Genomic DNA, 11,904 nt, shown 5'->3' with positions numbered 1-11,904 from the left:
AGCCCCCCTCAAGATGAGATTTCCCAATTAGTAAGACCCCTTGAAGACGACGAGGTTGATAGGCCTGAGGTGGAAGTGCAGCAATGTATGGAGCTGACAGGTACTAATCGGTCGAGGGCTTATCCAAAACAACTCCAAAAAGTGGCGTCAGGCTGAACAAGCCGATAGGAGCACTTGAGGAGACTAACACGCAAATTCAGTTTCGTATCCAGTTTTCAGGGAGCAAGATCCGATCGATGGCAATTCAAGTAATTGCTTCGTGAAGAGTTGCTGCACGGCATTTGGCGATGCCGCAACCTGAGCTATTAATACGTTTGGTGGCGATGGCGGAGGGGTTCCACGCGTACCCATCCCGAACACGACCGTTAAGCCCTCCAGCGCCGATGGTACTTGGACCGAAGGGTCCTGGGAGAGTAGGACGCCGCCAAGCAACGAAGAAGAGCACTGCCGATAACCTCGGTGGTGCTCTTTTGCTATTCTGGGGCTTTAAATCAATAAACTAACTGGAAAACCTACAGTTAATTTCGCGGAAATCGATTCTTCGAAACAATTAACTGTAAAATGTACAGCTAATTCTACGTTATTCCACTGAAAAGACTCAAATCCGCCGAAATAGCTGGAGGTTCTCCATCTAATTTACTCCGGCAGCCCGTCCAGGCCTAAATTAACTGTAGGAAATCCAGTTACTGAAGCAAAGACAAGTGAGTTAGGCAGGACCAAGAGGGTTAGATGGAGTTATAGGAAATTAGTCGGTAACCGAGGAGTATAGAAACTGGTGTATAGAAGTAGTATCAGCACTGCCGAGAACCACAACTAACTGTAAAACCTACAGTTAATTTCGCGGAAATCGCTTCTTCGAAACAATTAACTGTAAAAACTGCAGCTAATTTGAATAGTCAGAGCCATTTCAACGGAAAAATGTGAAATTAGCTGGAGGTTTTCCATCTAATTTACTCCGGCAGCCCGCCCAGGCAAAATTAACTGTAGGAAATCCAGTTAATTGGGCAGGTAAAGCGCAAAACATAAGAAATCGAAGAGGAAATTCTGCCAGGGTCAATTTTATAAACAAGATATCAAACTTACGCCGCATAGATCTACTGTTGAAATACGACGCTAGTGCTGATTTTATGATCGTTGGATTGTATTCCAGTTCGCAATAGAACCTCACTATACTTCTTTATCAATAATCCTAATAGAACCTATAAGATCATTCGAATTGACCATATACAGTAAGCTATGATAAGTTCAAAGAAGAATAATTCTGATCATATTGGTAGGAATTGAATTTATGGAAGCTACGTGAGGTGGAAATGGTGGAACTTCTAGTTACTAACAGTCCTTTTAATCAGGAGCAAGCGGAATTGCTGAACCGTCTGCTGCCTTCATTGACGGAAACTCAGCGCATATGGCTCAGCGGTTATCTGACGGCCGTTCAGGGTACGGTTGCCAATGCCGCTTTGACGGGAACGGCAGCTTTAACAGGATTAGATAGTTTGGAAAGCGGATTGGCTGTGGCCCCGGCCATTTCCAAAGAGGTAACCGTGTTGTTTGGATCCCAAACCGGTAACAGCAACGGGTTGGCCAAGAAGCTTGGGAAACGTTTGGAAGAGCAAGGTTTTCAGGTGACGCTTTCTTCGATGGGCGACTTCAAGCCGAATACGCTGAAGAAGGTTGAAAACCTGCTAATTGTCGTAAGTACTCACGGAGAAGGAGAACCGCCGGATAGCGCGATCGCTTTTTACGAGTTTTTGCATAGCAAAAGAGCGCCGCAATTGGACGGTCTGCGATATTCGGTACTTGCGCTCGGCGATACGTCATACGAATTCTTTTGCCAGACCGGCAAAGACTTCGACAAGCGCCTGGCGGAGCTCGGCGGTAAGCAGATCCTTCCGCGGGTCGATTGCGATGTTGATTTTGCAGAGCCGGCTGCGGAGTGGATGACTCAGGTGATCGGCGCACTGGCGGAAGGAGCGGGCAATACCGCTGGTACCAACACCGTAACCGCTACGATAGCAAGTATCGCATCAGGGAATGAAACGGAGTCGGAATACTCCCGAAGCCATCCGTTCCAGGCCGAGGTACTGGAAAACCTGAACCTGAACGGACGCGGTTCGGCCCGCGAAACCCGTCATGTGGAAATTTCGCTGGAGGGCTCGAATCTTCAGTATGAACCAGGCGATAGCCTAGGGATTTATCCGGAGAATCACCCGACTCTTGTAGATGAGTTGATCGGTGTCATGGGTTGGAACGCGGAAGAGTCCGTTTCCGTAAGCAAAAATGGTGATCGCCGGCAGCTTAGAGAAGCGCTGCTACGCTATTTTGAGATCACGGTGTTGACCAAACCGCTGCTTACCCAGGTAGCCGAACTGACCGGGAATCCAGGTTTACAAGAACTGCTGCAGCCTGATAAAGCAGAAGAGCTCAGGGCTTACCTTAATGAACGGGATTTGCTGGACCTGGTACAGGATTACTCTCTCAGAGGCATTCCGGCCAATCAATTTATTTCAATCCTGCGTAAAATTCCGCCGCGGCTATATTCGATTGCCAGCAGTTCAAAGGCTACTCCGGATGAGGTGCATATTACCGTGCGTGCGGTGCGCTTTGAGACTAACGGACGCAACCGTTACGGGGTATGTTCCGTACAGCTGGCCGAACGCGCGGAGCCAGGATATTCGCTCCCCGTATTCATTCAGCACAACCCGAATTTCAAACTTCCCGAAAATCCGGAAACTCCGGTCATTATGATCGGTCCCGGCACGGGCGTGGCTCCATTCCGGGCGTTTCTCAGCGAACGTGAAGAGACGGGAGCGTCGGGTAAGAACTGGTTGTTCTACGGAGACCAGCATTTCTCGAGCGATTTCCTGTACCAGGTGGAATGGCAGCGCTGGCTGAAAGAGGGCGTTCTTACCCGTATGGATGTAGCCTTTTCCCGCGATAGTGATCAGAAGGTGTACGTACAGCACCGGATGCTGGAAAAGAGCCGCGAGCTTTATCAATGGCTGCAAGAAGGAGCGATCATTTACGTTTGCGGCGATGAGAAAAAGATGGCCCATGACGTGCATGCAGCACTTGCGAACATTCTGGAGAAGGAAGCCGGATTCGGTCCGGAGGAAGCTGCGGAATATTTGACCCGGATGCAGCAGCAAAAACGGTATCAGCGGGATGTCTATTAAGTCGTAAGTAACGATGAAAGTTGAATCCCTTGACCCGCGAGAGGAGAAAGATACATGTCAGAAAATAATTTGTTGTCGCCGAACAGTGCGCCGCACAGCGACGTGGAAGATATTAAAATCCGCAGCAATTACTTGCGCGGAAAGCTGGAAGAAGTGTTGGAGGACCGGATTACCGCCTCGATTCCCGAAGACGAAAACCGGCTGATGAAGTTTCATGGCAGCTATATGCAGGATGACCGCGACCTCCGCAATGAACGCAATAAACAAAAGCTGGAGCCGGCCTATCAATTTATGCTCCGGGTCCGGGCGCCGGGCGGCGTCGTGACTCCGGAGCAATGGCTGATGATGGACCGGATCTCGCAGGCTTACGGGAACGGAACGATCCGTTTAACGACGCGCCAGTCTTTTCAATTGCACGGGGTTCTGAAATGGAATATGAAGAAGACGATTCAAGAAGTGCATCAATCCCTGCTGACTACGCTTGCGGCTTGCGGCGACGTTAACCGCAACGTGATGTGCAATCCGAATCCGCATCAATCGGAAGTTCATGCCGAAGTATACAACTGGGCGAGCCGGTTGAGCGAGCATCTGGAGCCGCAAACCAAGGCGTATCATGAAATCTGGCTGGACGGCGAAAAGGTGCTGGACAGTCAAGGCCAAGGTGCCGAGGAAGAGCAGGAACCGATCTACGGCAAAGTGTATTTGCCCCGCAAGTTCAAAATCGGGCTCGCCGTTCCGCCATCGAATGACGTGGATGTATTTTCCCAGGATTTAGGCCTGATCGCGATCGTCGAAGGCGGCAAGCTCAAAGGCTTCAATGTTGCCGTAGGCGGAGGCATGGGCATGACGCATGGGGATGTGAAAACCTATCCGCAGGTCGCACAGGTGATCGGCTTCTGTACTCCGGAGCAAGTCATTGAGCTTGCGGAAAAGACGGTAACGATCCAGCGCGATTACGGCGACCGTTCGGTACGCAAGCATGCCCGGTTCAAATATACGATCGACGACCGCGGCATCGACTGGTTCGTCGAGGAGCTTACCCGCCGTCTGGGATGGAGGCTGGAAGAGGCGAAGCCTTACCACTTCGAGGACCATGGCGACCGTTATGGCTGGGTCAAAGGAAACGGCGGCAAATGGCATTTTACTCTTTTTATCGAGAATGGCCGGATCAAGGATGAGGAAAACGATTTGCTGATGACCGGACTAAGGGAAATCGCCAAGGTTCATACCGGGGACTTCCGGTTGACGGCGAACCAGAACCTGATCATATCGAATGTATCGACTGCGAAAAAGAAAAAGCTGGATGAGCTCATTGCCAAATACGGAATTACTTCCGGGCAGCGTTATACCGCTCTTAAGCGCAACTCCATGGCTTGCGTGGCGCTTCCGACCTGCGGATTAGCCATGGCCGAATCCGAACGTTATCTGCCTTCGCTCTTGAACAAAGTGGAGCCGCTACTCGCGGAAAACGGCCTCAAGGAAGACGAGATCGTCATCCGGATGACCGGCTGCCCGAACGGATGCGCCAGACCGGCGTTGGCGGAGCTTTCTTTTATCGGTAAGGCTCCGGGCAAATACAATATGTATCTCGGCGGCGGGTTTGCAGGAGAAAGACTGAACAAGCTTTACAAGGAAAACATCGGGGAAACGGAAATTTTGAACTCACTGCGGACTCTTTTTACCCATTATGCTCAAGAGCGGCGGGAGGGCGAACATTTTGGGGACTTCACAATTCGCGCCGGCTATATAAAAGAAGTGCGTTCAGGGCAAGATTTTCATGCTTAATCGACTATAGAATTATAGATGGACAAGAGCCTTTGCCGTATACAGCGGCGAGGGTTCTTTTTTTTCTTCAAGGAGTAGTTTATCAGTCAATTATGAGGGTTTTATCATTCGGCGGCGATTTTGTTAGAATAGGAGATAAGCTAAGATTAACGAAGACAGGGAGTCTGGAGGGAAAATAACTGGAAACCTACGCATGTTTGTATATTATCCGCGGGGAGCCGTACCAGCCCGGCACATGCCTGAATCTTAACGAGACGGAGATCGAGGTAGGAAGGGCAACCAAAGACAACGCACCGGACGTGGCATTCACGAACATTTTTATATCCCGGCGTCATTTAAGCATTCGGCTTGAGGGAGAGAAGGCAGTGCTCTATGATTTGGAAAGCCGGCACGGAAGCGAAGTTAATGGAGTCCGGGTCATTCCCCATGCCCCGTATGTGCTCGAAAACAACGACAGAATTCACTTGGCCCGGGGAACCGTTATCCTGCATTTTTCCTATACAACCGGGGAGCAGACGCTGGAATTCGACTCGATCAAAGAAGTGACGGAACAACCGGAGCAAGGTCCGGAGCATGCCGTTATTTTGTGGGAAAAACGGGAATGCCATATTGACGGCCGGAAAATTCCGATGTCGGAAAAAGAGTTTCTTCTGATTCGGCTGTTGCATGAGCATTCGAACCGGCTCGTCTCCATAGCGGAGATTAAGAGTAACGTATGGTATGACCGGACCCTTGGTGCGGACGGCTTGCCGGATGTGTCGGCAGATGAAATCAGCGCCCTCATTTATCGTATTCGAAAAAAATATGGCAAGCATGCTTTTCAGATTACCGCTGTCCGCGGAAATGGCTATATTCTCGAGAGCGACCTATTTACATAAGTCCGGAGTGGTAGTCAGGCCGTGTTTCAAATTATGGAGGACGGTATGAAAAGACTTAAGCGATTGATCAAACGCAAGCGATTCTGGATTTTGACGGGATTGATCCTGTTCATCTACCTCAACAATTCTTCGCTGTTCGTCGGTGAACGTGATGGAACACCTAAACTGCTTGCCCATCGGGGACTTGCCCAAACTTTTCCCATGGAAGGCATAGAGAACGATACGTGTACGGCGGAGCGGATTTTTGAGCCGGAACACCCTTACCTGGAAAATACGATTCCTTCCATGGAAGCGGCTTTCAAAGCAGGGGCGGATATGGTGGAATTTGACGTCAAGCCGACCAAGGACGGACAGTTTGCGGTGTTTCATGACTGGACGCTAGAGTGCCGCACGGAGGCGCAGGGGACGACCAAAGATTTTACGATGGCAGAGCTGAAGCTGCTGGACATCGGTTACGGTTATACGGCCGACGGAGGGAAAACCTACCCGTTCAGGGGCAAAGGGGTACATTTGATGCCATCGTTGCCGGAGGTGTTGAAGCATTTTCCGGACCGATCCTTCTTACTGCACATCAAAAGCAATGATGCGGAAGAAGGGATACAGCTGGCACAATATTTTGCGGATATGTCTCCGGAAAAGCTGACACAATACACGGTATATGGCGGCGACGAACCGATTGCGGCTTTAAAGGAGGTTGTCCCGGATCTTAGGACGATGTCGAAAGCGACGCTGAAAAAATGTCTGGTCTCCTACGAGGCGTCCGGCTGGACGGGATATATTCCGGCAGCCTGCCGGAACACGGAGCTGCATATTCCCGAGAAAATCGCTCCCTGGATCTGGGGCTGGCCGGATAAATTTCTATCCCGTATGGATCGGGCAAATACGCGGGTGATTGTCGTGGGGGGAGACGGCAGCGATTTTTCGAGCGGCTTTGACAGCCTGGAAGATGTAAAACGGCTTCCTTCCGGTTACAACGGATGGATCTGGAGTAACCGGGTCGATGTAATTGCGGCGGTTAAACAGAAATAATAGCGGGAGCATATAAGGAGCATACGTTACTGCTTGACTATTGCGGATTTATCATGTAATTTAGGCAATACAACTTCTATAGTGTAATTGCTTTGACCAAGGCCCCATTGTTCAAAATCGCCACTCAGAGAAGAAACCCCAGGCTGAAAGGTTTCCCGCAGCGATGTAACGATGATCCTACCTTGCGAGCAGCAACGAGCGTGCCTTTTACGTGAGTCATTCAGCTTCGTTGCCGGCTTTAGCCGTTATCCTTTTAAGGACCGTAATCTCTTGCGGTCAAAACTAGGGTGGTACCACGACACATTCGTCCCTGACGGATGTGTCTTTTTTATTTTGCGAGGCATGTTGAAAAGCCGAAGGGAGAGTTATGCCATGCTTCAAAGTAAATTACTGCTGAATACTTTGCGGGAATCCCCTGGAGATGCCGAAACGGCCAGCCATCAGCTGCTGCTTCGTGCCGGCTTGATACGCCAGTTGGCTGCGGGAATCTATACATATATGCCGCTCGGCAGACGGGTGCTTCGCAAAGCGGAGCAAATCGTGCGGGAAGAAATGGACCGTGCGGGAGCGCAGGAACTGCTGATGCCGGCGTTGCAACCCGCGGAACTATGGCAGGAATCCGGCCGGTACGAGGTGTATGGACCGGAGTTGATGAGACTGTCCGACCGCCATGGACGTGAATTTGCTCTTGGACCTACACATGAGGAAGTCATTACTACGCTGGTGAAACAGGAGATAAACTCTTACCGCAAATTGCCGGTGACTTTGTATCAAATCCAGACGAAATACCGGGACGAGCGGCGTCCAAGGTTCGGCTTGCTGCGGGGCCGGGAATTTCTGATGAAGGATGCTTATTCTTTTGATAAGGACTTTGAAGGGCTGGACCGGTCGTATTGGGAGATGTACCATGCATATCACCGGATATTCGAGCGTTGCGGGTTGAATTTTCGTGCGGTTGAAGCGGATGCAGGCGCCATCGGCAGCGAAGGGGGAACCCACGAATTTATGGCGCTGGCAGAGATCGGAGAAGATACCATTGCGGCTTGCACGTGCTGCGATTATGCGGCAAATCTTGAAAAGGCGGAGTCAGGTTCATCTTCCGGATTAGTTATTGAAACCGGGACGGGAAATTTGGAGAAGCCGGAAAAGTTCCATACACCAAACATCAAGACGATTGATCAACTTGTGGTATCGTTAGGAGTAAAGACAACGGAAACTCTGAAGACAATTGTGTTCGTGGCTGACGGTGCGCCGGTGGCCGTCGTGATCCGGGGAGACCAGGAAATCAATGAATTGAAGGTGAAAAATTTCTTGGGGGCTGAAATGATCGAAATCGCAGATCCGGCTGACGTGCAGGCCTGGACCGGGGTTCCTGTCGGTTTCGTCGGCCCTCACGGGTTGAATCTTCCCATACTATTGGATCACACAGCTGCCGGAATGGAGCAAGGCATTGCGGGGGCGAATGAGCTGGATTATCATTACCGCCATCTTGTTCCGACGCGGGACATGAAGCAGGCAGAAATCGGTGATTTCCGCACTGTGAAGGAAGGCGATCCATGCCCTCGATGTGAAGATGGAACCTTGAAGTATTACCGTGGCATTGAGGTTGGGCATGTATTCAAGCTTGGAACCAAATACAGTGTAAAACTGGGCGCAACTTATCTGGACGCTTCCGGTCAGGCCCAAAGTATGATTATGGGTTGTTACGGGATTGGAGTATCGCGTATTTTATCTGCAGTCATTGAGCAAAATCATGACGATCAAGGGATTATCTGGCCGCTGGAATTGGCGCCGTATCAGGTGCATTTGATTCCGGTATCGCACAAGGATGAGACTCAAATGCAGCTTGCATTGAATCTGTACAGCCTACTGCAAGAAAGGGGAATCGAAGTGTTGCTGGACGACCGCGATGAACGGGCCGGCGTAAAATTCAAAGATGCGGATCTGATCGGACTCCCTGCGAGAATCGTGATCGGCAAGGATGCCGGTCAGGGAATGGTTGAATTTGCTGAGCGTAGCACGCCTGGGATCAAAACAACAATTCCCGTTGAGGAAGTCTTGGAACGCGTGCTTGATATACTGGGACGTTACCAGACTGATTAGGGCATTAGGTGAGCCACGGACTGGCGCTTTTTCCATAGCTGCTATATAATCGTAAAGCGATCTTTGAATCGATTTATTCATCTCAAGTTTAGCGAGGTACATCATAACATGAATGCAATTGAAGTGAAGGATTTGCGCAAGACGTTCAAGGTTCAGAAGAACCGCGAAGGTTTGAAGGGCGCTTTTCTCGATTTGTTTAAACGGGAGTACAATGAGGTCGCCGCGGTGAAAGATATCTCGTTCAGCATTCCGCAAGGCGAAATTTGCGGCTATATTGGCGAAAACGGCGCGGGCAAATCGACCACGATCAAGATGTTGACCGGCATACTCGTACCGACGTCGGGCCATTTGTCGGTAGGGGGCTTTGTCCCCTACGAGGAGCGCGAGAAATTCGTGCAGCATATCGGCGTAGTGTTCGGACAGCGAAGCCAACTGTGGTGGGATATCGGGGTAATTGAATCCTTCCAGCTGTTACGCAAAGTTTACCGGGTGTCCGAGCAGGATTTCAAGCGCCGGCTGGACGAGCTGGTGGAACGGTTGCAGTTGCAGGATTTGCTGAATCGCCCCGTGAGAAAACTGAGTCTCGGCCAGCGGATGCGCTGCGAGCTTGTTGCCGCTTTGCTGCACAATCCGTCGATCGTGTTTCTGGACGAGCCGACGATCGGACTGGATATCGTGGTCAAATCGGAAATCCGCGAGTTTCTGAAGGATATGAACCGGGAGCATGGGACAACAATTCTGTTGACGACCCACGATCTCCAGGATATTGAAGCGCTCTGCTCGCGCGTTATTATGTTGGATGATGGCAAGATTATCTATGACGGCGGGCTGGAAGAATTGAAGAACCGCTGGGGCACCGGGCGGGAAGTGCAGTTCCAGTTCGGTACCGGCACGAAGCTGGCTCAGCTTCAGAGTTGGACGGCCGGACTGCCGCTGGAATGGTCGGCGGACAATGATCTCGGCGCGAAAGTATGGATTCCGCTGGAGATCAATGTATCCGACGTGCTTGGGCAGGTGGTCGGCAAAGCCGATATCACCGATATCAAAATTGTGGAAACAAACACGGATGATATCGTTCGCAGCATTTATCAATCCGGTTCGGCCGATAAGAAAAACGGTGAAACGGCGGTCCAAGAGGACGAGGGTGTGGTGACCCATGTTTAACGGTACCAGCGCTTACTTGGACTTTATCCGGATCCGGTTTCTGACGATGCTCGCTTACCGGGTAAACTATTATACCGGTATTCTAATTTATACGCTTAATATTGGCGTTTATTATTTTACCTGGAAAGCGATTTATGGAGGCGGGGGAGAGCTGGGGGGATTCACGGCCTCGCAGATGACGACGTATCTGGCCGTTTCGTGGATGGCACGGGCGTTTTATTTTAACAATCTGGACCGCGAAATTTCGACGGATATCCGCGACGGAAGCATCGCCATTCAATTTATCCGGCCTTATAACTATATCATGGTGAAAATGATGCAAGGGTTCGGCGAAGGATTGTTCCGGTTTATGTTGTTCATGATTCCCGGGATGGCGATCGCCATGCTGCTCTTTCCCGTCAAGCTTCCAACCGCGCCCGAAGCCTGGGCAGGTTTTCTGGTCATGCTGTTCTTCAGCTTTCTGATCAATTCGCAGCTTAACGTAATTACCGGGCTTATGGCGTTCTTCGTGGAAAATAACGAGGGATTTATGCGCATGAAGCGGGTCGTCGTCGACCTGTTTTCCGGATTAATTATTCCGATCAGCCTATTCCCGGGCTGGCTTGGCGATCTTATGGGCTTTTTGCCCTTTCAGGCGATTACCTATCTCCCGGGTTCCGTGTTCACGGGCCGGATTCAAGGGGTAGGCATCTGGCAAGTGCTCGGCATTCAGGTTCTCTGGTTCGTCCTGCTGCTGATTCCGATGGTCTGGTTATACCGGATGTCGCGGAAGCGTCTGTTTGTGCAGGGAGGTTAAGGAAGATGAAATATTACTTGGGTCTTATCGTAGAATACTTGAAAAACTACATCAAAACCCGGATGACATACCGGGCTGATTTCTGGGTAGAGGTCATCTCCGATCTGCTGTTTCAGGCGACGAATCTGATCTTTATCTTCGTAATCTTTATGCATACCGACAGTTTAGGTGGATGGAGCCAGGGTGAAGTCGTGTTCGTTTACGGATTTTTCATGGTGCCGTTCGGCGTGTTCAGCTGTTTCATTAATCTTTGGGGATTCAGCGAACGCTACATCGTCAAAGGCGAGATGGACCGGGTCATGACCCGGCCGGCGCATAATCTGTTTCAGATTTTTCTGGAAAATGTCGATCCGCCTGCGTTAGTCGGCTCCATCATCGGGATCGTGATCATGGCGGTTAGCGGATCGCAGTTGGGTCTGCCGTTTGAATGGTGGACCATCCCGGCCTTGCTGTTGTTAACGATTAGCGCAGTGGCAATCTATACGGGCATATACACCGCCCTTACGTCGCTATCCTTCTATTCGGACGCGCCGACAGGCATATTGCCGCTGATGTACAACGTTCAAGGTTACGGGCGTTACCCGGTAACCATCTACAATCGGGCCATCCAGGTACTGCTTACCTGGATCCTGCCGTTCGCATTCGTCGGCGTTTATCCGGCATCGCTGTTCCTCGAGCGAGATGAGATGAGGAACATGGCGTTCCTCACCCCGCTCGTCGGCGGAGTATTCCTTCTCATCGGATTGACCGCCTGGAACTATGGGGTTAGGCGGTATCGGGGAGCCGGGTCTTAAATAAGCAGGTTTCTCGTTTATTTTAAAATATGTTATGTGCCTTAGAAGGGGAGATCCTTCTAAGGCTTTTTTTGATGAAAGAATAGACCGGCTCCGAAAGATTGGGGCTATCTACGTTCATGATCCCATTGTATAATTATGGAATACTTGCAACTAGCAAACGCCTCAGTCCAAGACAAGAG

The 11,904-nt window shown here is 50.6% G+C and carries 8 protein-coding genes and 2 rRNA genes; all 10 read left to right on the top strand.

Annotation, left to right across the window (positions count from 1 at the left end; genetic code table 11):
• Positions 1–127, top strand: a 23S ribosomal RNA gene (locus tag ACLB09_RS06645); the annotation flags it as partial.
• A 186-nt stretch (positions 128–313) separates the two neighbouring features.
• Positions 314–430: ribosomal RNA gene (gene rrf, locus ACLB09_RS06640) — 5S ribosomal RNA — on the top strand.
• Positions 431–1,313: 883 nt separating this feature from the next.
• Complete coding sequence (locus ACLB09_RS06635; protein WP_410769020.1) at positions 1,314–3,173, top strand: assimilatory sulfite reductase (NADPH) flavoprotein subunit; 1,860 nt, start codon at positions 1,314–1,316, stop codon at positions 3,171–3,173.
• Between the two features lie 54 nt (positions 3,174–3,227).
• Positions 3,228–4,958 (top strand): assimilatory sulfite reductase (NADPH) hemoprotein subunit, encoded by a 1,731-nt coding sequence (cysI, locus tag ACLB09_RS06630; protein WP_410768961.1) that lies wholly within the window; start codon positions 3,228–3,230, stop codon positions 4,956–4,958.
• Between the two features lie 197 nt (positions 4,959–5,155).
• Entirely contained in the window at positions 5,156–5,836 is a 681-nt protein-coding gene (locus ACLB09_RS06625) for an FHA domain-containing protein (protein WP_410768960.1), read from the top strand.
• 45 nt (positions 5,837–5,881) lie between these two features.
• The gene (locus ACLB09_RS06620; protein WP_410768959.1) at positions 5,882–6,865 is read left to right on the top strand and encodes a glycerophosphodiester phosphodiesterase family protein; all 984 of its coding nucleotides are present in this window, start codon (positions 5,882–5,884) and stop codon (positions 6,863–6,865) included.
• A 372-nt stretch (positions 6,866–7,237) separates the two neighbouring features.
• Complete coding sequence (locus tag ACLB09_RS06615) at positions 7,238–8,968, top strand: proline--tRNA ligase (protein ID WP_410768958.1); 1,731 nt, start codon at positions 7,238–7,240, stop codon at positions 8,966–8,968.
• Positions 8,969–9,076: 108 nt separating this feature from the next.
• Positions 9,077–10,132: an ABC transporter ATP-binding protein gene (locus tag ACLB09_RS06610; protein WP_410768957.1), complete on the top strand. Its 1,056-nt coding sequence runs from the start codon at positions 9,077–9,079 to the stop codon at positions 10,130–10,132.
• A complete protein-coding gene (locus tag ACLB09_RS06605; RefSeq protein ID WP_410768956.1) occupies positions 10,125–10,928 on the top strand; it encodes an ABC transporter permease in 804 nt (267 codons plus the stop codon). The genes ACLB09_RS06610 and ACLB09_RS06605 overlap by 8 nt, the downstream gene beginning before the upstream one ends.
• A 5-nt stretch (positions 10,929–10,933) precedes the next feature.
• Positions 10,934–11,722, top strand: coding sequence for an ABC transporter permease (locus ACLB09_RS06600; protein WP_410768955.1), 789 nt, complete (start codon positions 10,934–10,936; stop codon positions 11,720–11,722).
• Positions 11,723–11,904 lie beyond the last annotated feature (182 nt).

It is taken from the genome of Fontibacillus forbon (assembly GCF_046559655.1).
GTDB lineage: Bacteria > Bacillota > Bacilli > Paenibacillales > Paenibacillaceae > Fontibacillus.
Note: the sequence above shows the minus strand (reverse complement) of the source record. Positions and strands in the feature narration are given on the sequence as shown.

Coding starts and splice junctions, on each gene's coding strand:
- ACLB09_RS06605 (WP_410768956.1), top strand. CDS start 10,125: ATGTTTAACGGTACCAGCGCTTACTTGGACTTTATCCGGATCCGGTTT.
- cysI (WP_410768961.1), top strand. CDS start 3,228: ATGTCAGAAAATAATTTGTTGTCGCCGAACAGTGCGCCGCACAGCGAC.
- ACLB09_RS06615 (WP_410768958.1), top strand. CDS start 7,238: ATGCTTCAAAGTAAATTACTGCTGAATACTTTGCGGGAATCCCCTGGA.
- ACLB09_RS06620 (WP_410768959.1), top strand. CDS start 5,882: ATGAAAAGACTTAAGCGATTGATCAAACGCAAGCGATTCTGGATTTTG.
- ACLB09_RS06610 (WP_410768957.1), top strand. CDS start 9,077: ATGAATGCAATTGAAGTGAAGGATTTGCGCAAGACGTTCAAGGTTCAG.
- ACLB09_RS06600 (WP_410768955.1), top strand. CDS start 10,934: ATGAAATATTACTTGGGTCTTATCGTAGAATACTTGAAAAACTACATC.